The organism is Streptomyces sp. NPDC088910, assembly GCF_044749865.1.
Lineage (GTDB): Bacteria > Actinomycetota > Actinomycetes > Streptomycetales > Streptomycetaceae > Actinacidiphila.
Map to the genome: position 1 here is coordinate 381,969 of NZ_JBIVIV010000005.1, position 18,962 is coordinate 400,930.

Genomic DNA, 18,962 nt, shown 5'->3' on the forward strand with positions numbered 1-18,962 from the left:
CCACCCACCCACCCACCCCGGAAAGGCCACCATGCCCGAGCCCCAAAGCGGCCGGCGTCGGTTCCTCCGCCGCCGAGCGGTCGCCGCGGCGGTCGCCGCCGGTTGCAGCACCGTTCTGCTGGCCGCGCTCACCTCCTGCGGCGCCTCCGGCGCCTCGGGCGGTCACCTCACCCTCACCTTCTCCTGGTGGGGCAACGACGAACGCCAGGCCCGTACCGAGAAGGCGGTGCGCCTGTTCGAGAAGGCGCACCCGGACATCAGCGTCCAGATGTCCAACGCCGACTTCGGCTCCTACAAGCAGCGGCTGTCCACCCAGGCCGCGGGCGGCGGGATACCGGACCTGGCGCAGCTCGACTACCGCCAGATCTCCCAGTTCTCCACCGGCGGCGCGCTGCTTCCCCTGGACCGGTACGTCAAGGACGGCACCCTCGACACCGCCGAGATGGACACGTCCTTGGTGCGCACCGGCTACCTGGCGGGAAAGCAGTACGCGCTGCCGATGGGCCGCGGGATCACCGGTTACGTCTACGACGCCGACGTCTTCGACACCGCCGGTGTCCCGGCGCCGCAGCCCTCGTGGACCTGGCAGGACTGGGCCGACGCCAGTGCGAGGATCGCCGGGCTGAAGCTGAAGTCCCCCGACGGGCGGACCGTGGCGGGCGGCAACGACGGCGGGAGCAACGAGGACGTCTTCGAGGACTGGTTGCGCAGCCACGGCAAGCAGCTCTACGCGAGCCCCACCGAGCTCGGCTACACCGAGAAGGACCTCGCCGACTTCTGGACCTTCTTCCACGAACTCCAGAAGGCGGGGGCGGTGGTCTCGGCCAAGGACAGCGCGCAGGCCGACGCGACGGGCATCAGCGCCTTCAGCCGCGGTCTGGACGCCATGGACTACTCCTGGGACGCGACCTTCACCGGCTTCACCAGCCCGACCGGGCACGCGATGCGCTTCGCGCCGGTGCCCACCATCGACGGCAAGGCGGGGTCGTACTTCAAGCCGACGATGCTGATCGGCATCGGCGCCCACTCGAAACACCCGCAGGAAGCGGCCCAGTTGATGAACTTCCTCCTCAACGACCCGCAGGCGGGGAACATTCTGGGCGTCACCCGCTCCCAGCCGCCCAATCGGAAGATCGCCGCCGAGGTGAACAGCAAGCTGACAGGACCGGAGTTGAAGGTCTGGCAGTTCGACGAGGTGATGCAGAAGTACGGCGTGCGGCCGCCGCCGTCCGCACCTCCCAAAGGTGACGTCGCGATCCAGAGCGCCTTCGTCCGCGAGTACCAGCGGGTGGAGTTCGGCCTGGCGTCGCCCGCGAAGGCGGCCCATGAGCTGGTCGTCCAGGCGAAGCAGGAGTTGGAGTCATGAGCGTCGCGCGGATCGAGACGGCCGAGGCCGCCGGGCGGCCCGAGGACACGCCGGGACCGGACCGGCGCACCCGCCGCGGCCGGGAGGCGCGCTGGCCCGCGTATGTGTTCCTCACCCCGTGGATGATCGGCGCGGTCGCGGTGACCCTGGTGCCGATGGCGGTCTCCCTCTATCTCTCCTTCACCAGTTACGACATGCTCTCCACCCCGCACTGGGTGGGCGTGCGCAACTACTCGGAGATGCTGACCGCCGACCCGCGGTTCTGGCGGTCGGTCCTGACCACCCTGAAGTACGTGGTGATCGCCGTCCCGCTCAAGCTGGCCCTCGCGCTGGGCGCCGCGATGCTGCTCAAGCGGCTCAGCAGCCGGGGCCGGGGTTTCTACCGGTCGGCGTTCTACGCCCCGTCCCTGCTCGGCGCGAGCATGTCGATCGCGCTGGTGTTCCGGGCGCTGTTCAACGACGGCGGCACGATCGACAACGTCCTCGGCACCTTCGGCATCCACATCGGCGGCTGGGTCGGCAATCCGCATCTGGCGACCTACGTCGTGGTGCTGCTGACCGTGTGGCAGTTCGGCGCCCCCATGGTCATCTTCCTGGCCGGTCTCCAGCAGATCTCGCCGGAGCTGTACGAGGCGGCGGCGCTCGACGGGGCGGGCGCCTGGCGGCAGTTCGTGTCCGTCACGGTGCCGATGCTCTCGCCGGTGGTCTTCTTCAACCTGGTGCTCGAAGTGATCCAGTCCTTCCAGGTCTTCACGCCCGCCTTCGTCGTCAGCGGCGGCAACGGCGGACCGGCCGACTCGACGCTCTTCTACACGCTCTATCTGTACGAGCGCGGCTTCACCGCCTCGCACATGGGCTACGCCTCGGCCATGGCCTGGCTGATGCTGCTCGCCATCGCGGCCGTCACCGCGGTGCTGTTCAAGACCTCCCGGTCCTGGGTGTTCTACGCGGACGAGGCGGAACGATGAATCTGACCCTGCGCCGCCGGCTGCCCCACACGGTCGCCCTGATCGCGCTGCTCGCCCTGCTCTACCCGCTGCTCTGGCTGCTGGTGACGTCCGTCAAGCCCGCCGACGAGGTGGTGACCAGCGTCGACCTGTGGCCCCGGCACTTCGAGTGGAGCAACTACACCACCGCGCTCGACGGTGTCTCGGGCGTGTCGGTGACCCGGCTGCTCGGCAACAGCATGCTGATCGGCCTCGGTTCGGTGATCGGCACGGTGACGTCCTGCTCGCTGGCCGCGTACGCCTTCGCGCGGCTGCGGTTCCGGATGCGCGGCCCGATGTTCGCCTTCACCGTGGCCACGCTGATGCTGCCGCAGCACGTGGTGCTGATCCCGCAGTACATCATCTTCAACAAGCTCGGCATGATGAACACCTACTGGCCGCTCGTCCTGCCCAAATTCCTCGCGGTGGACGCGTTCTTCGTCTTCCTCATCGTGCAGTTCATGCGCAATCTGCCCAGGGACCTGGAGGAAGCGGCCAGGATCGACGGCTGCGGCCCGTTCCGCTCGTTCTTCCACATCGTCCTGCCGCTGAGCCGGCCCGCGCTGATCACCACCGCGATCTTCTCGTTCATCTGGTCCTGGAACGACTTCTTCGCCCAGATGATCTACCTGCTCTCGCCGGAGAAGGCCACCATCACGCTGGCGCTGCGGAGCTTCGTCGACCAGTCGAGCACCTCCGCCTACGGGCCCATGTTCGCCATGTCGGTGATCTCCGTGCTGCCCATCGTGCTGTTCTTCCTCGTGTTCCAGCGCTATTTGGTGCAGGGCATGGCCACCTCGGGACTGAAGAGCTGAGGAGGACCGATGAGTCACCCACCCGTCGTTTCCCGCCGGGCCCACCGCGAGCCGGGCGAGGTGTTCGGCTCCGGCTTCACCCTCTTCGCCGACATGCTGCTGGTGGGCGTGGTCACCGCCGTGGCCTGCCTGCCGGTGGTCACCGCACCGGCGGCGCTCTCCGCCGCCTGCGCCGTGTTCCGCCGGACCGCGGCGAACGGCGTGCAGATCCGGCTCGGCGACCTGCTGGCCGAGGTGCGAGCCCGGCTGACCCTGCCCGCGCTGCTCAAGGGCCTGGTGCCGCCCGCGTTCGCCGTGCTGTTCCTGCTCGACGAGGAACTGCTGCGCTCCGGGCTGCCCGGCGCGGCCCTCATGGCGCCGGTCCTGATGCTGCTCGCCCTCGGCGCGGCGGCCGTCGGCCTGCGCGCGGTCGCCCTGGACGGACCGCACCGGCTCTCGGGCCGGGAAGCCCTGGCGCGTTCCCTGGCCGACCCGCGCGGCACCGCCCTGCTGGCCGGAGCCGTCGTCCTGGCGGCGCTGCTGCTGTGGGCCATCCCCGTCCTCTTGCCGCTGCTGCCCGGCCCGTTGGCGTTCGCCGCGACCGCCGTGGACCTGCGGCGCCCCGCCGACCCGTACGACCGCTGACCGGCGCACCCGGCCGCCGCCCGCGTCCCGCCATCCGTCAAGACTCACCTCCGGAGCACTCCCCCATGCCCCACACACACCTCGACGCGGCCGGTCACCCCCGGCCGCAACTGGTCCGCGACCCCGACTGGCACGACCTGTGCGGCCCCTGGCTCTTCGCCCACGACGACGCCGACACCGGGCGCGCCGAGCGCTGGATGGACCCGGCGGTCACCGAGCCCTTCACCACGACGATCACCGTCCCGTACCCGCCCGAGTCCAAGGCGTCCGGCGTCCACGACACCGGCCACCACCCGGTGGTCTGGTACCGCCGCTCCCTCGGTCTGCGCCGGCCCGCCTCCGGCCGCCTGCTGCTGCACTTCGGCGCGGTGGACTACCGCGCCGAGGTGTGGCTGGACGGGCGGCCGGCAGGGCGGCACGAGGGCGGGCACACCGGGTTCACCTGCGACCTGACGGACGTTCTCGACGGCGACGGCGAGCATGTGCTCGTGGTCCGCGCGGAGGACCAGCCGCTGGACGCGGCGCAGCCACGGGGCAAGCAGGACTGGCGGCGCGACCCGCACGTCATCTGGTACGAGCGCACCACCGGGATCTGGCAGCCGGTGTGGCTCGAAGAGGTCCCCGAGGAGCACGTCACCGTCCTGCACTGGCTGCCCGACGTCGCCCACGCCCGGGTCGGCTGCCGGGTCCGCCTCAGCCGCTGGCCGCGCGGCCCGCGCGACCTCACGGTCCGCCTCACCGTCGGCGAGCGGGTGCTGGCCGAGCAGCGGATCCGTACCGAGGGCCAGGAGACCGCCTTCGACATCTCCGTCCCCGCGCTGCGGCACGGCCAGGACCTCGACGACCTGCTGTGGCGCCCGGAGAAGCCGCACCTGGTGGACGCCGCCGTGACGGTCACCGACCCCGCCGACGGGGCCCGCCTCGACCAGGTCTCCTCCTACCTGGGCCTGCGCGACCTCGGCTGGGACGACGGCGTCTTCCTGCTCAACCACCGGCCGTACTTCCTGCGCATGGCGCTCCAGCAGGGCTACTGGCCCGAGTCCCACCTCGCCGCGCCCGGGGAGGCGCTGCGCCGGGACGTGGAACTCGCCAAGGAACTGGGGCTCAACGGGCTGCGGATACACCAGAAGATCGAGGACCCGCGGTTCCTGTACTGGGCCGACCGGCTCGGCCTGCTGCTCTGGGAGGAGATGCCGTCGGCCTACGTGTTCGGCGCGCCGACCGTGGAGCGGGTGGCGCACGAGTGGACCGAGGCGATCCGCCGGGACCTCAGCCATCCCGCGATCGTCGCCTGGGTCCCGGTCAACGAGTCCTGGTCGGTGCCGAATCCGGCGCTGGTGCCGGAGCAGCGGCACTTCATGGACGCGCTGTACCACCTGACCAAGGCGCTCGACCCGACCCGGCCCGCCGTCTCCAACGACGGCTGGGAGCTGTCGGCGGCCGACATCTGGGGCGTCCACGACTACACCCAGCACGCCTCGGTCCTGGCCGACCGCTACGGCCACGCGGCCCTGCGCCAGGGCGCGTTCACCGAGCGGTGGCCCGCGGGCAAGCGGCTCACCCTGGAGGGCGTACGCCACCAGGGCCAGCCGGTGGTGCTGAGCGAATTCGGCGGCGCCACCTTCGAACCGGCCGACGGCGAGAACTGGTTCGGGTACGACACGGTGGCCACCGAGGAGGACTTCACCGCGCGCCTCGACGCCTTGGTGACCGCCGCCGTCGACTCCGGCCTGGCCGGCTTCTGCTACACCCAGTTGACCGACACCCTCCAGGAGACCAACGGCCTGCTCACGGCGGAGCGCGAGCCGAAGGTGCCGACGGAGACGGTGCGCGCGATCGTGGGACGGCCGCGGACGCTCGGATGAGACGGAGGGCGCCGCCCCGACGCCGCCCCGACGCCGCCCCGACGCCGCTCAACCGGAGCCGGGGCAGGCGTCGGGGCAGGCGTCGGGTGCGCCACCGCTCTGCGGCGTCGGTCAGCCGCCGGTCGTGAAGACCGGTTCCAGATCGGCCCACCGGTCGGCGGTCGCGTACACGGGGATGAGGTCCAGCGGCGCGGCCCGTTCGACGACCCGGCCGCCGGTGTGGGTCCGCCCGGTCCAGACGTCGACCCAGTCGCCGTGCGGCAGATAGACCTCACGGCCGGTGGCGCCCGGCTCGGTGACCGGGGCGACCAGGAGCGCGGAGCCGAGCCGGAACTGGTCGGGGAAGTCCCAGATGCGCCGGTCCCGGGGATCGTCGAAGAACAGCCCGCGCATCAGCGGCTTCCCCTGCGCCAGACCGGTGCGGGTCTCCTGCGCCAGGTACGGCACCAGCCGCTCGCGCAGGTGCGTGTACGTCCGGGAGATCTCCAGCACGCGCGGGTCACCGGAGCGGTCCGCGATGTTCCACGGCGTACGGTCGCGCAGCGGCAGCCGGTGGTGGTTGTACTCCGAGTGGTACTGCATGATCGGCATGAAGCAGGACGCCGCGAGGGCCCTGACGTACAGCTCGGCGTCCGGGACGTCCCCGGAGAACCCGGCGATGTCCCAGCCCCAGTAGACGATGCCGCAGGCCGAGGCGGTGATGCCGGCGGTGAGGGAGTGCCGGTAGGCGTCCCAGGTGGAGTCCTCGTCGCCCGCCCAGAAGACGCCCGCGTTCTGCGAGCCGGTGAACCCGGCACGGCTGAAGGTGACCGGCGCCTTGCCGCACTCCCGCAGCAACTCGCCGTACGCGCGCGGGTATTCGACGGTGAACAGATTGTTGGTCAGCGCGCCCGTCGTGCCGTCGTCGTACCGCAGGTCGTCGCCCCAGGCGTGTTCGCCGCCGTCCGTCTTGAAGCCGTCGACGCCGACCTCCTCCACCAGATACCGGCGCTTGGCGAGCCACCACTGGCGTGCCTTGGGGTGGGTCAGGTCCGGCATCAGCGCCTGGGGGAACCACCAGCCCCTGTTGCGGTAGGGCCGCGTGCCGCCCTCCTCCATGACGGTGTACCCGTGCTCGATCATCGCGCGGGCGTCGGCGGCGGCCTGGCCGCGCGGCGCCGGGCGCGTTTTCATCAGCGGGATCTGCCAGAGCAGCACCTTGATGTCGCGGCTGTGCAGCTCGTCGACCATGCCCTTGGGGTCGGGCCAGGCGCCGTCCGGCGGGAAGGTGAAGTCGGCCAGGCGGTGCGGAGCGCCGTCCTCCGTGACCGGGTACCGCGCGTCCCGGAAGGCGGTGAAGGTCGCCTCGTCGCTCCACGCCTCGATGACCAGCGCTCCGACCGGGATGTCCTCGTCGCGGTGGCGGTCCATCTCGGCCATCACCCTTTGCTGGGTGTTCCATTCGTTGCCGCTGGCCCACAGGCGGAAGACCCAGTCGGGCAGTTCCTCGGGGCGTCCGGCCTCGTCGAGGAAGGCGGACAGCAACTCGTGGGGCGCGCCGCCGAAGCAGACCGTCTCGACCGCGCCGTCCGGCGGGGTCTGCGCCTCGATCCACAGCAGGTCCGGGTCGCTCGCCGCGATGTCGTACCAGGTGCGCCGCGAAGTGCGGACGTGGAAGGCCCAGTTGTCCGCGCCGTCCCCGCCGAGCACCATCGCGAACGGCATGGGCAGGTACGTACGGGTGGTGAAGCCCTGCCCCTTGTACTGCTCGAAGACCTGGGCGTCCAGGGTGTGTCCGCGTTGGTCGACGGCGTTGTAGCGCTCGCCGAAGCCGACCACATGCGCGTCGGGCGCCAGCCGCAGCGCGAAGCGGACCCGCAGCACCGCGCCGTCGGCGGCCACAAGCCTGGAGGCGGACCCCTCGACCAGTCGGCCGGTGTCCGCGGTGACCCGCAGCAGCGCGGCCCCCTCGCGCCACACCGCGGGGGCGACGGTGTGCCAGGACGTGGCACGGGTGCGGCCGTCGCGGTGCCTGGCCACGAAGCGGTAGCGGGCGGCCGTGCCCTCGGCGAGCGGGGCGGGGCGGACGACCCAGCGGGTACGGTCGCCGCGCCCGCTCGCGGCCGCCGCGAGGTGACTGTCCGAGTCTCCGCCGTTGTCACCGGCCGGGTCGGTCCGGCCTTCGACGGCGGCGGTCAGCGCGGTGACGCCGTCACCGGCGTCCCACTCGCACACCACGGCCTCGACATCGGCTCCGGTGGAGGCGCGTACCTCGAACGGCTCACCCGCCGACGGGATCACGGGCACGCGCTGGTCGTCGGTCGGCTCGTAGGGGTGGCCCGAGCCGTGCGGACGGTGGCGGATCATACGGAGACTCCGAGTTCATGGGCGAGGATGAGGTACATGGCGTGGGACCAGAGCAGCGGGGTGGCGTTCGGCCCCCACCGCTCCTCCCACTCCGCGAGGTGTTCCGGCGCCAGCAGGCGTACGCCCGGGGCCTGTTCCGGCAGCAGTCCGTCGGCGGTGGACCGCGAGGCGATCCACTCCAGCTCGCGCAGGGCGTCGCCGGTACGGCCGACGCGTGCGTAGTGCCACCCGAGCAGCCCGGCGAGCACGGGCCACTGGCCGCCGCCGTAGAAGACGTCCTGGAGGTAGCGGTGCACGCCGCCTTCGGGCTCCACCAGGTCGCGCTCGATCGCGGCGAGCGTCGCGCGCGCGACCGGTCCCGCCGGGTCCACGGAGCCGAACGGGGTCAGGCAGGCCAGCAGGCTCGCGTCCACCGCCGCCCCGCCCAGCCACTTCGCCAGGCCGCCGCCGTACAGGCCCTGTTCGCGGACGAGGGCGTCGATCCGGGTGACCGTGGGTCCGCAGCGCCCCACCGTGTCGAGTCCTGCCGCGCCGACTGCCGCGAGGCCGCCACGGATGGCGCCGAGCGTGGCCCCGTGCCGGTGCTCCTTGGACTCCTCCCACCAGTCGTAGCAGGGCAGGTCCCAGGTCGCGGCGAGGTAGCCGACGGTGAGGCGGATCGCCTCGCGGTAGGGGGCGGGGTCGCCGCCGTGCCGGCGCAGGTGCTCGGTGAGCGCCCACAGCCAGGTGCCGTAGCCGTCGGTCTGGAAGTCCCACCAGCCGACGTCCCCGGTGTCCGCGCCGTCCAGGGTGTACCGGGTGGGCAGCAGATCGGCCTCGGCGGGCTGTCCTCCCGCCGCCCGTACGGCGATGATCCGCTCGATACGGGAGGCGCGGTCCGTGATCACCTTGGCGCACCACCGGTGGAAGGCGTCGGCGGAACCGGTCGCACCGTACCGCGAGGCGGCCTCCGCGACGAACGAGCCGTCGCGGAACCACGAGTAGCGGTAGACCTCGTAGCCGGGGCAGGCCGGGTACGCCCCGGAGGCGGCCTGGTGGGCGGTGATCACCTCCAGGCTGCGGCGGGCGAGGCGCGCGTGGCCGGGTGACTGCGTCGTGGAGGTGGACAAGGCTGGTGTCTCCTAAGCGGGCGATACGGGTGTCGCCGGGTGTGGCGGAGGGGTGCGGGAAGCGGGGGGTTCGGGCGCCCGCGTGAGTGTCAGGTCTCCCGCGGGCGCCCGAAGTCTCACTTCAGCAGGGCGGTGACCTGCGCGGCCGCCTGCGACAGCGCCTTGGCGACGTCCGTCCGGCCGGCGGCGGCGTTGGTGAGGGCGTTGTTGATGATGTCCTGCATCTGCTGCTGCTTGGCGATGACGGGCGAGGCGGCCTGGTTCTTCAGGGAGTCGAAGACGGCCTGGCGGTTGGCCGGCTTGCCCGCGGTGAGGTATCCGGCGACCTTGCCGGTGTCGGACAGCGGCGGGAGCTCCCAGGAGGAGTCGACGCGGGTCTTCGCGGTGATGTCGGACGTGGTCAGGTAGTTCAGCCACTTGAAGGCCGCGCCGGAGTGCGCGGTGGCCTTGGAGACGGCGACGGAGTTCTGGAAGACCGCGCTGGCCTTGTGGGTGTCACCGGGTTCGACGGCCACGTCCCAGTCGAAGGGGACGTCCTTCAGGGCGCTGAACTGCCAGTTGCCGTTGTGCCACATGGCGAGCTTGCCGGCCTTGAAGAGGTTGGTGTCGAAGTCGGGGGTGCTCGCGCTCTTCGCGGCGTCGGGCATCGTCCGGTTGTTCTTGCCGATCAGCCATCTCGCGGCGGCGACGCCCTGTGGGCTGTCGAAAGTCGCTCTCGCGCCGTCGGCGGAGAAGAAGGAGCCGCCCGCCTGGTCGAGGGCCTTGGTGAACTCGTTGAAGCTGATGGGCTGGTAGTCGCCCCATACGCCCTTGGCGCGGTCGGTGAGCTTGAGCGCGGCGGCCTGCTCGTCCTTCCAGGTCCAGTCCGCGGTGGGGACGGGGACGCCGGCCTTGGCGAAGAGGTCCTTGTTGTAGATGAGGACCACGGTGGAGAAGGACTCCGGCAGCGCGTACTGCTTGCCCTTGTACTGTGCCGCTTCGAGGTTGGCCGGGGCGTACGCCGACGCCTTGTAGGCCGGTTCCTCGGCGGCGGGGTCCGTCAGGTCGAGCAGCGCGCCGGAGGAGGCGTAGGTGACCAGGCTCTGCTGGTCGAGTTCGAAGGTGTCGGGCGCGGTGCCGCCGGCGATCGAGGTCTGGAGCGTCGTGGCGTAGTTGGCGTAGGGGACGGCCTGGACCTGGATCTTGATGGTGGGGTTCTGCTTCTCGAACGCGGCGACGATCGTGTCGAGGTCCTTGGTGTGGTCGGGGGCGGAGGAGAACGTCATGTAGCGGACGGTGGTCACGCCGTTGTCCGAGGTCGTTCTGGTGGCGGAGCCCTGGGAGCAGGCGCTGGTCAGGGCCAGTGCCGCGAGACCGGTGGCGAGGGTGATGTGGCGGGTGCGCATGGCGGATTCCTCGGGGTGGTGGCGAGTGGGAGGGTGTTCGGGAGGTGCGCCGGGGGGCGGGGCCGCTCGGGCGGCCGGCTACTTCAGGCCCGACTGGGCGACGCTCTGGACCACGTGCTTCTGGGCGAAGAGGTAGATGGCCATGATCGGGAGGGTGCTGAGGACCGATCCGGCCATCACCACGTTCCACTGGGTGCCGAACTGGCCCTGGAGGTCGGCCAGTGCCAGCGGGAGGGTCTTGAACTCCGGCGAGCGGATGATGACCAGCGGCCACAGGAGGCTGTTCCAGCTGGCCATGAAGGCGAAGACGGAGAAGGTCGCGAGCGACGGGCGTACCAGCGGCAGCACCACAGAGCCGAAGATCCGCAGGTGGCCCGCGCCGTCCAGCCGGGCCGCCTCGTCCAGTTCGCGGGGTACGGCGTCCATGGCCTGGCGCAGCAGGAAGACTCCGAAGCCCGAGGCGAGGGTCGGGGCGAGCAGGGCGAAGTAGGTGTCGACCAGATTCAGGGCCTTCATCTCCGCGAAGAGCGGGACGATCAGGACCTGGAGCGGGATCATCATGGTGGCGAGGTAGAGGGCGAAGACCAGGCCCCTGCCGCGGAAGCGCAGCCGGGAGAAGGCGTACGCGGCCATGGAGCTGGTGATCAGCTGCACGACCGTCGAGACCAGGGCCAGGCAGAGGCTGTTGACGGCGACCCGGGTGAAGGGCATCGCGCGGAAGAGGCTGCGGTAGCCGTCCGCGCTGACGGTGTCGGGTATCAGGGAAGGGGCGGAGATCCCGCTGCCGTGCGGTTGCAGCGAGGTGATCAGCACCCACAGGAACGGGAAGAGCATTCCGGCCGCCCCGAGGACGACCAGGGCGGTGACGCCGGCGGCCCGCAGCCGTCGGCGGGTGCTCGTGCGCGGGCCCCGGTCCGCGGTACGGGACGGCGGGACGCGAGGGAGGTCCGCCGCGGGCGCGGGCTGTCGGGCGGGGGTCGTGGTCAGTTCAGGCATGGGTCACCCACCGCCGCTGGACTCGGGTCATGACCGCGGTGACGGCCATCATCACGGCGAAGAGCAGCCAGGACAGGGCCGAGCCGCCGCCGACCTGCCCGTACCGGAAGGACAGGTCGTAGACCTCCTCGACGACGGTGCGCGAGGACCCGGCGGGGCCGCCGCCGGTCATCACGAAGACCTGGTCGAACACCTGGAAGCCGTTGATCAGGGAGATGAGGACGACGAAGTAGGTGGAGGGCGAGAGCAGCGGAAGCGTGATGCGCCGGAACCGCTGCCAGGCGTTCGCTCCGTCGATGGTGGCCGCTTCGTACAGCTCCCGCGGGATCGCCTGGAGCCCTGCCAGCAGGATGACCATGACGAAGCCGAGGTCCTTCCACGCCGAGGCGAGGATCACCGAGGGCAGCGCCCAGGTCGGTGAGGCCCACCAGTCGGGGGTGGGCAGGCCCACGCCGCCCAGGACCCGGTTGAGCAGTCCCCCGTCGGGGCTGAGGATCCACTTCCAGGTCAGCGAGACCATCACCCAACTGGTGATGACCGGCAGGAAGTAGACCGACCGCAGGACGCCGCGGCCCCGCATGCGGCGGTTGAGGGCGAGCGCCAGGACCAGGCCGCCCACGTACACCAGCGGGAGGTAGCCGGCGATGAAGTACACGGTGTGCAGGAACGCGACCCGGGTGTCGCCGTCGCCCAGCAGGTGGCGGTAGTTGGCGAATCCGACCCAGCGCATCGGGGAGATCAGGTCCCAGGAGTGGAGGCTGATCCACAGCGAGGAGACCATCGGCGCGAAGGTGAACAGCAACAGCGGGACGGCGCTCGGTGCCAGGAAGAACAGCACCGCGCCGCGGTTGCGCCACTTCCGCCGTCGGGCGGCGGCGGCCGCCGGGACGGACGCCGGGGCGGACACCGGTCCCCGGCCAGGGCGTACGGAAAGGGGGCCGATGGTCATCTGGCGCTCCGTTCGACCGCCGCGCCGCCGAGCCCGTGGATCCGTCGACGCGGATCGACGCTGCCGACGCCGCCGTCCAGGGACGCGGCGAGCACCAGGGCGGCGGCGCCCTGCGCCCAGATGGTGTCCGTGTACGGCTCGACGGTGATCGCCAGTTCCCGGGCGCGGCGGGGTGCGTGGCGTTCGAACGCCTCCCGGACGCCCGGTTCCCACCAGGGCCAGGAGCGGGTCCCCTCCCCCATGACCACGATCTCCTGCGGGTCCAGGAGCGTGGCGAGTCCCGCCAGTTGGCGGCCCAGGAGCTGTCCGGCCTCGCGCAGGATGCGACGTGCCGTCGCCGTACGGTCATCGGCGCCGCCCGAGTCGTTGGCGCCGCCCGAGTCGTTGGCGCCGTCCGAGTCGTTGGCACCGTCCGAGCCGTCCGCACCGTTGGCGCCGTCCGAGCCGTTCGCGAGGTCCGCGAGGTCGGCGGGCGTGGCGCCCTCGCCGAGGATGCCGGCCGAGCGCGCCGTACGGAGCAGGACGTCATCGCTGATCAGGGCTTCCAGGCAGCCGCGATTCCCGCAGGTGCACGGCGGCCCGTCCGGATCGACCGGGACGTGGCCGAAGTCTCCGGCGCCCCCGTGGGCGCCCCGGTAGACATGGCCGCCCGCGACGACGGCCAGGCCGACGCCGCGGCCGATGGTGACCACCAGGAAGTCGTTGAGGCTGCGTCCCCGCCCGTACAGGCGCTCACCGCTGCCCAGGGCGTTGACGTCGTTCTCCACCAGGACGGCGAGCCCCAAGGAGGCGCCGAGCATGGTGCCGAGCGGTACGTTCTCCCAGTTCAGCATCGCCGCGTCCACGACCCCGCTGTCCGGGCGGTCGACGGTGCCGGGCACGCCCACTCCTATCCCCAGCAGCGGGGGCACCCCCTGCGCGGACTCGGTGAACGGACGCAGGAGTTCGGCGATGGCGGGCACCGCCTCCAGCGCCGTGGCGTCGAAGGGGACCGTCATGGTCTCCGTGACCCGTCCGTCCAGCCGCATGTCGACCAGCGCGACGTGGTCGACGGCCACCTTGACGCCCAGCGCCCGGCCCGCGCTGCCGACCAGACCGATCAGCCGACCGCGACGGCCGCCCCGGGAGGGCTCCTGCCGGTCGAGCTCTTCGATCACTCCTTGCGTCAGCAGCCGCCGCGTCACCTGGGTCAGCGTCGCCGGACTCATCCCGAGGTCCCGCGCGAGCGCGGCCCGCGACATCGGCCCTGCCCTGCCCAGCAGTGCCAGCACGGCGGTGCTGGTGAGATCCTCGCCCGACGACCCGTTCATTCGCACTCTTTCTTTACTGGATAAATAAACTGCCTGAACGTTAGAGCGGGCTCACGACCACGTCAACCCCCGGTTTCCATGACGTTTCGGCCACCGCCGGGCGCGCGTCCGCCGCGGCCCGCGCACCGGCGCGCCCGGTGGGACGCCTGGGGCGTCAGTGCTGCCGGAGTGCGGGCTGTCGGACGGTGTTGGCGCGGCCTATAGTGCGGTTGCGACGATGCGACGCGGAGGAAACCACGACGTGAATCGCAGTCGTGGAACCGCGCGCGTGCCGTGCGGGGCCGGGGCACCGCCTCCTGGGAGTTCCGTGATGGACAACGGTCGTCTGAGGGTTGAGACGCTCGGGCCGCTGCGCGCGTACGCGGCGGGACGGGAACTCGCTCTCGGCCCGCCGAAGCAGCGCGCGGTCTTCGCCGTCCTCGCGCTGAGCGGCAACACGGTCGTCTCGCGCGACCGTCTGATCGACGGGGTGTGGGGCGAGTCGCCCCCCACCACGGCCGTCGGCAGCCTGCACACCTACGTGTCCGGTCTGCGCCGGGCGCTGGACGGTCTCGGTGAGCCGCTGACGAGTTCGGCGGCGGGCTACTCGCTGCTGCTCGACCCCGACGGCCTCGACGTCACGGTGGCCGAGCGGCTGGCGGCGCGGGCCAGGTCCCTGGCCGCCGGGCGGGAACCGGCCGCCGCGGTCACCGTCTTCGAGGAGGCGCTGGCCCTGTGGCGCTCGGGCACGGCGCTCGGCGGTCTGCCGGGACCGTTCGGCGCGGAGCACCGCGCCTGGGCGGCCGACCTTCGGTTACGGCTGGTGGTGGAGCACGCCGAACTGCTTCTGGAACTGGCCCAACCCGCCGCCGCGGCCGACCGGTTGGCGCTCCACGTGGCCGACCATCCCTACGACGAGCGGCTGCGCGCCCTGCTGATCACGGCCCTGAGCCGCAGCGGCAGGACCGCCGACGCGCTCGCCCGCTATCACGATCTGCGCAAGCTCCTCGCCGAGGATCTGGGCATCGACCCGTCGGCCGAACTGCGGGCGCTGTACGCGTCGTTGCTGGCCGACAGCGCCGGTGCGGACACCGCGCCCGCCGCCCCCGCTCCCGCCGCGGCCCCGGTGCGCCCCGCGCAACTGCCGCGCGAGGTCGCCGACTTCATCGGCCGGGAGGACGCGGTGCGCCGGGTGCTGGACGCGGCGCGGGACGCCGCGCCCGACGGCGGGGGCGAGGCCGCGCCGCCGCGGATCGTGATGGTCGTCGGGGTCGGGGGCGTGGGCAAGACCGCGCTGGCGGTGCGGTGCGCCCACCTGCTGGCCGACGCGTACCCGGACGGCCAGTTGTATGTGAACCTGCGCGGCTTCGACCCCAAGCGCCCGGCCCGCTCCCCCGCCGACGCCCTGCACCACCTGCTCGCCTCCTCGCACGCGGGGACGGTCCCGACCGACCAGGAGGAGCGGGTCGCGCTGTGGCGCAGCATCGTCCGGGACAAGCGCGTGCTCATCGTGCTGGACAACGCCGAGTCGGCCGACCAGGTCGAGGACCTGCTGCCGGGCGACGGCCCCTCCTTCGTCATCGTGACCAGCCGCAACCGGCTCAGCGGCCTCGCGGTGCGGTACTCGGCGCACCGCGAGACGCTCTCCCCGCTCACCGCCGACGAGTCGCTGAGCATGCTGCGCACCTCGATCGGGGACGCGCGGGTCGGCGCCGAACTGCCCGCGGCCCGGCGGCTGGCCGAGCTGTGCGACCGCCTGCCGCTGGCCCTGCGGATCGCCTCGGAGCAGGTGACCTCCGGGTCGTCCCAGGTGCGGATCGCCGACCTGGCGGCCGAGTTGGAGGACGTGCGGTACCGGCTCGACGCGCTCCAGATCCCGGACGACGAGCTGTACTCGGTGCGCGGCGTGCTCTCCTGGTCCTACGCCCGGCTGGACGCGCGGGCGGCGCACGCCTTCCGCACGCTGGGGCTGTTCCCCGGGGTGAGCATCCGCGCGGAGGCGGCCACCGCGCTGCTGGACGTCCCGGCGCCGGTGGCCGCCGCCGCGCTGCGCAATCTCGCCGCGCAGCACCTGATGGAGACCACCGGCAACGGCTACTGGATGCACGACCTGACCCGTATCTACGCCGAGGAGGTCTCCGGCGACGGCGAGAGCGCCGAGTCCCGCAAGGGGGCGCTGCGCAGGGTGCTGCACTGGTATGTGCGGACCCTCACACAGGACTACAAGTCCAACGCGGTCAAACTCCCCTTCACCCTCGACCCGGTGGCCCCGCACGCGCCGCTGCGCTTCGCGGACCAGAAGGAGTTGGTGACCTGGTGCGTGCAGGAGTGGGACAACATCTCCCCGCTCCTGCGCACCGCGCAGCGCATCGGCTGCCACGACGAGGCGTGGCAGTTGGCCTATCTGCTCTTCGACTACTTCTACGCGGCCGGGCAGACCAAGGACTGGGTCGAGGTGCTGCGGCTCGGGGTGCGCAGCACCGAGATGGTCGAGGACCGGCGGGCCCAGGCGGTGCTGCTCAACCATCTGGGCGTGGCCTACTCCCGGTTGGGGGACAACGAGGCCGCGGTGCACGAACAGCGGCGCGGTCTGCGGCTGTTGGAGGACCTGGGCGACGACGTCCTGCGCACCAGCCTGCTGGGGAATCTGGCGTCCACGCTCCGTGAGGCCAAGGAGTACCGGGCCGCGCTGTCCTACGCCAGTCAGGCCCTGGACCTGGCGCGCCACAGCGGCCACGAGTACTACGAGGCGGGCTGCCTGGACGTGCTGTGCGAACTCCACGCCGAGCTGGGCGAGTTCGAGGACTCGCTCTGGTACGGCACCTTCGGCCTCGCGGTGTCACGGCGCTGCGGGAACGTCCTGCTGGAGGCCAACATCCTGATCAATCTGGGCGGCGCCGAGTACGGGCTCGCCCACGACGAGAAGGCGCTGCGGTACTTCCAGGAGGCGTTGACGCTGTGCGAGTCGAGCGGCGACCACTACCACGAGGCGCTGACGCTGTTCGGTCTCGCCAAGGTGAAGCGGGCCAGGGCGGAACCGGACTCCGCCCGCGCCCTCGCGGACCGGGCGCTGTCGCGCCTGAGGGAGCTGGGCGCGGAGGAGGTCGGCGACGTCACGGAGTTCCTGCGCGCTCTGGACGCGGGACCGCGGGAAGCTCCGGCCGAGCAGCCAGGACCGCGCGCCGGTCGGTACCGTCCCACGGTCCGCGCTGTCCCCGCTGCCAGATCAGCACCGCCTCGACCCGGCTCTCGGCACCCAGCGACCTGAAGATCCGGTTGATGTGGTTCTTCACGGTCTTCTCGCTCACGTGCAGGCGCGCGGCGATCTCGGCGTTGCGCGCGCCTCGGGAGACCAGGGCCATCACTTCGTGCTGACGGCGGGACAGGGCCGGGGCCGGGTCCTCGGGGGCGGTGTCCTCGGGGGCCGCGGGCGCGTGCGGCCGTACCTCCAGGGCCGGTTGCCCCGCGGGCGGCAGGCTCTCCACCGCGACCGCGCTCAGCCGGTACTCCGCGCACAGCCGGCGCGGGTCCTGCCCAACCTGCGGGACGGCGGGCGCGGCGGCGGGGGCGACGGCGACCTCGACGTAGGGCATGCGCAGGAATTCCACGTCGAGGTTCTTACGGGCGAAGACCTGGCGGATCTGGGCGAGGATGTCCGGGCTCACGATGGCGATCCGCACCCGGGTCGGGCTGATCGGCGCGGAAGTGGCGACGACTGTCATACGACCAGCGTGGCCGGGGCCGCTTCATACTTTCTTCGCGTTCGGTTCACGCGCCGGAGGCGTCGGCCGACGGCTCGCTCCGCGCGGAGGCCGACGAGCCGGTCGGCTGCTGATCCGGTGCGGGCCGGTCCATCTCGGCCAGTTGGGCCAGCACCTCGTCCTGGGTGGGGACGTCGACGCGGTTCGCCCAGCGCAGAGTCGTGACGATCATGTCGAAGAGCAGCACGACGGCCTGTACGGGTTCCGCGTCGATGTCGCCGTCGGTCAGCACGGTGAAGGTCAGCAGCCCCCAGGTGCCGGGCGCGTCGGGGTTCGAGACGTAGTACGAGACCCGCCAGGACGGCGCCTTGCGGCCGACCCGGCTGCTGTCCACCACCGAGGCGACCCGTACCGCCGGGGCTCCGCCGATCTCCAGATAGGTGCCGTCGGCCCCGGCGTCGGCGAGGAGGGAGGCCAGCAGCTTCTCCGGGTCCTCGGTCTCGTCCTGGCTCTCCAGGACCGTCACCAGCATCGATCCGGGCAGCCGGACGCCGCTGAACTCCTGGAGCGGGAGCAGCACCGAGCGGGCGTTCTGCCGCGCGGCCTCCTCCGTCGCCTCCGTCAGCTCCCTGCGCAGCATCCGCCGCCACGGGCCCGCCGAGTCGCGCGGCAGCGAGTCCGGCACATGGTGGCGGATCACCGCGTCGACGGTCCTGCGGCGCAGCGCGGTCGTGTCGGGCGTGGTCGGAATCTGCACCCAGCCGTCGGGCAGGACGAGTTCGAAGTCGATCACCGCTGGCTCCCCTCGGTGGTGGTGGCGAACCCGAGCCTGGCCGGGCCCCCGTCGGCCGGAGGCGCGCAGTCGTGGGCGATCTGCTGCATCAACTGCTCGACGCCCGCGCTGATCAGCGCCATCAGCCCCATCTCGAAGACGACCGTGGTCAGTACGACGTCGGAGCTGACGCTCGCGGCACCGCCGACCGGCGGCACGTCCAGGCGCATCGCGGCTTCGGCGCGTCCGAACGCCGCGCCCTCCGGGGTCCGTCCGAGGGCGAAGACCTGCACTCCGTCACCGATCGGGGTCGTCACGTAGTCGATCGTCGGCTGCCGGGCGTCGCCGTCGCGGCCGGAGGCGCCGACGACCTCCATCAGGTAGTTGGGGTCCTCCTCCCGGGGGCGGCGGAATTCCACCACCACCGGGACCGGCGCCCAGCGCGCGCTGCCCTGCACGAACGCCGCGCCCCAGGCGAGCCGGGACCACGCGGGCAGTTGGCCCGCCCGGTGCAGCAGCCATGCGGCGGCGCCCTGCCCCACCATGTCGGACGTGAAGGGGAATTCGACGCCCGCCTCGGCGGGCCAGGCCAGCCGCGCCGCGTCCAGGCCCTCGGACGTCCAGTCGGCGAAGAGCGCCACGATGTGCGCGGTCCAGGCCGCGTACTCCTCGTCGTCCGGCCGGATGTCGGGCACCCATTCCCAGTGCCAGGGCAGTCCGTCCGGCGCGGCCAGGTCGTCGCTCATGTCGTCTCCCCTG

14 protein-coding genes and 1 pseudogene are annotated in these 18,962 nt (G+C 71.9%); 6 read left to right on the forward strand and 9 right to left on the reverse strand.

Annotated elements, in window-relative coordinates:
• Window positions 1–31: 31 nt before the first annotated feature.
• The 5 genes from ACIP4Z_RS14900 to ACIP4Z_RS14920 all read left to right on the forward strand — a co-directional run bounded on the left by ACIP4Z_RS14900 (window position 32) and on the right by ACIP4Z_RS14920 (window position 5,656).
• On the forward strand, window positions 32–1,366 hold the full coding sequence (locus ACIP4Z_RS14900) for an ABC transporter substrate-binding protein (protein ID WP_401307961.1): 1,335 nt from the start codon (window positions 32–34) through the stop codon (window positions 1,364–1,366).
• Window positions 1,363–2,334, forward strand: coding sequence for a carbohydrate ABC transporter permease (locus tag ACIP4Z_RS14905; protein WP_401307964.1), 972 nt, complete (start codon window positions 1,363–1,365; stop codon window positions 2,332–2,334). The genes ACIP4Z_RS14900 and ACIP4Z_RS14905 overlap by 4 nt, the downstream gene beginning before the upstream one ends.
• Window positions 2,331–3,167 carry a carbohydrate ABC transporter permease gene (locus tag ACIP4Z_RS14910; RefSeq protein WP_355335515.1) on the forward strand — a complete coding sequence of 279 codons (837 nt, stop codon included), beginning with the start codon at window positions 2,331–2,333 and terminating at the stop codon, window positions 3,165–3,167. The genes ACIP4Z_RS14905 and ACIP4Z_RS14910 overlap by 4 nt, the downstream gene beginning before the upstream one ends.
• Before the next feature lie 9 nt (window positions 3,168–3,176).
• Window positions 3,177–3,791: a hypothetical protein gene (locus ACIP4Z_RS14915; RefSeq protein WP_401307968.1), complete on the forward strand. Its 615-nt coding sequence runs from the start codon at window positions 3,177–3,179 to the stop codon at window positions 3,789–3,791.
• 65 nt (window positions 3,792–3,856) lie between these two features.
• Window positions 3,857–5,656, forward strand: a complete 1,800-nt coding sequence (locus ACIP4Z_RS14920) for a glycoside hydrolase family 2 TIM barrel-domain containing protein (protein ID WP_355335520.1) — start codon at window positions 3,857–3,859, stop codon at window positions 5,654–5,656.
• A gap of 111 nt (window positions 5,657–5,767) precedes the next feature.
• Here the strand turns inward: ACIP4Z_RS14920 and ACIP4Z_RS14925 are convergent, their stop codons facing one another.
• The 6 genes from ACIP4Z_RS14925 to ACIP4Z_RS14950 form a co-directional block, all read right to left on the reverse strand.
• Entirely contained in the window at window positions 5,768–8,002 is a 2,235-nt protein-coding gene (locus tag ACIP4Z_RS14925) for a TIM-barrel domain-containing protein (RefSeq protein WP_401307972.1), read from the reverse strand.
• Complete coding sequence (locus ACIP4Z_RS14930; protein WP_401307975.1) at window positions 7,999–9,111, reverse strand: glycoside hydrolase family 15 protein; 1,113 nt, start codon at window positions 9,109–9,111, stop codon at window positions 7,999–8,001. The genes ACIP4Z_RS14925 and ACIP4Z_RS14930 overlap by 4 nt, the downstream gene beginning before the upstream one ends.
• Before the next feature lie 116 nt (window positions 9,112–9,227).
• A complete protein-coding gene (locus ACIP4Z_RS14935; RefSeq protein ID WP_401307978.1) occupies window positions 9,228–10,496 on the reverse strand; it encodes an ABC transporter substrate-binding protein in 1,269 nt (422 codons plus the stop codon).
• Between the two features lie 78 nt (window positions 10,497–10,574).
• On the reverse strand, window positions 10,575–11,492 hold the full coding sequence (locus tag ACIP4Z_RS14940) for an ABC transporter permease subunit (RefSeq protein WP_391162881.1): 918 nt from the start codon (window positions 11,490–11,492) through the stop codon (window positions 10,575–10,577).
• Entirely contained in the window at window positions 11,485–12,441 is a 957-nt protein-coding gene (locus tag ACIP4Z_RS14945) for a sugar ABC transporter permease (RefSeq protein ID WP_355335531.1), read from the reverse strand. The genes ACIP4Z_RS14940 and ACIP4Z_RS14945 overlap by 8 nt, the downstream gene beginning before the upstream one ends.
• Entirely contained in the window at window positions 12,438–13,751 is a 1,314-nt protein-coding gene (locus ACIP4Z_RS14950; protein WP_401307983.1) for an ROK family protein, read from the reverse strand. Before ACIP4Z_RS14950 ends, ACIP4Z_RS14945 begins: the two co-directional genes overlap by 4 nt.
• 310 nt (window positions 13,752–14,061) lie before the next feature.
• Here ACIP4Z_RS14950 and ACIP4Z_RS14955 point away from each other — a divergent pair, with 310 nt between their 5' ends.
• Window positions 14,062–16,998 carry a BTAD domain-containing putative transcriptional regulator gene (locus tag ACIP4Z_RS14955; RefSeq protein ID WP_401307986.1) on the forward strand — a complete coding sequence of 979 codons (2,937 nt, stop codon included), beginning with the start codon at window positions 14,062–14,064 and terminating at the stop codon, window positions 16,996–16,998.
• A gap of 19 nt (window positions 16,999–17,017) precedes the next feature.
• Here ACIP4Z_RS14955 and ACIP4Z_RS14960 read toward each other — a convergent pair.
• The 3 genes and pseudogenes from ACIP4Z_RS14960 to ACIP4Z_RS14970 form a co-directional block, all read right to left on the reverse strand.
• A pseudogene (locus ACIP4Z_RS14960) lies at window positions 17,018–17,452 on the reverse strand (LuxR C-terminal-related transcriptional regulator); the annotation flags it as partial.
• A 46-nt stretch (window positions 17,453–17,498) separates the two neighbouring features.
• Window positions 17,499–18,224: a hypothetical protein gene (locus ACIP4Z_RS14965; RefSeq protein ID WP_401307989.1), complete on the reverse strand. Its 726-nt coding sequence runs from the start codon at window positions 18,222–18,224 to the stop codon at window positions 17,499–17,501.
• Entirely contained in the window at window positions 18,221–18,949 is a 729-nt protein-coding gene (locus tag ACIP4Z_RS14970; RefSeq protein ID WP_391051226.1) for a hypothetical protein, read from the reverse strand. Before ACIP4Z_RS14970 ends, ACIP4Z_RS14965 begins: the two co-directional genes overlap by 4 nt.
• Between the last annotated feature and the right edge of the window lie 13 nt (window positions 18,950–18,962).

Excerpts from the sequence above, each read along its gene's own strand:
- ACIP4Z_RS14940 (WP_391162881.1), bottom strand. The coding sequence starts at position 11,492 with ATGCCTGAACTGACCACGACCCCCGCCCGACAGCCCGCGCCCGCGGCG.
- ACIP4Z_RS14945 (WP_355335531.1), bottom strand. The coding sequence starts at position 12,441 with ATGACCATCGGCCCCCTTTCCGTACGCCCTGGCCGGGGACCGGTGTCC.
- ACIP4Z_RS14935 (WP_401307978.1), bottom strand. The coding sequence starts at position 10,496 with ATGCGCACCCGCCACATCACCCTCGCCACCGGTCTCGCGGCACTGGCC.
- ACIP4Z_RS14925 (WP_401307972.1), bottom strand. The coding sequence starts at position 8,002 with ATGATCCGCCACCGTCCGCACGGCTCGGGCCACCCCTACGAGCCGACC.
- ACIP4Z_RS14955 (WP_401307986.1), top strand. The coding sequence starts at position 14,062 with ATGGACAACGGTCGTCTGAGGGTTGAGACGCTCGGGCCGCTGCGCGCG.
- ACIP4Z_RS14905 (WP_401307964.1), top strand. The coding sequence starts at position 1,363 with ATGAGCGTCGCGCGGATCGAGACGGCCGAGGCCGCCGGGCGGCCCGAG.
- ACIP4Z_RS14915 (WP_401307968.1), top strand. The coding sequence starts at position 3,177 with ATGAGTCACCCACCCGTCGTTTCCCGCCGGGCCCACCGCGAGCCGGGC.
- ACIP4Z_RS14920 (WP_355335520.1), top strand. The coding sequence starts at position 3,857 with ATGCCCCACACACACCTCGACGCGGCCGGTCACCCCCGGCCGCAACTG.
- ACIP4Z_RS14910 (WP_355335515.1), top strand. The coding sequence starts at position 2,331 with ATGAATCTGACCCTGCGCCGCCGGCTGCCCCACACGGTCGCCCTGATC.
- ACIP4Z_RS14900 (WP_401307961.1), top strand. The coding sequence starts at position 32 with ATGCCCGAGCCCCAAAGCGGCCGGCGTCGGTTCCTCCGCCGCCGAGCG.
- ACIP4Z_RS14970 (WP_391051226.1), bottom strand. The coding sequence starts at position 18,949 with ATGAGCGACGACCTGGCCGCGCCGGACGGACTGCCCTGGCACTGGGAA.
- ACIP4Z_RS14950 (WP_401307983.1), bottom strand. The coding sequence starts at position 13,751 with ATGAACGGGTCGTCGGGCGAGGATCTCACCAGCACCGCCGTGCTGGCA.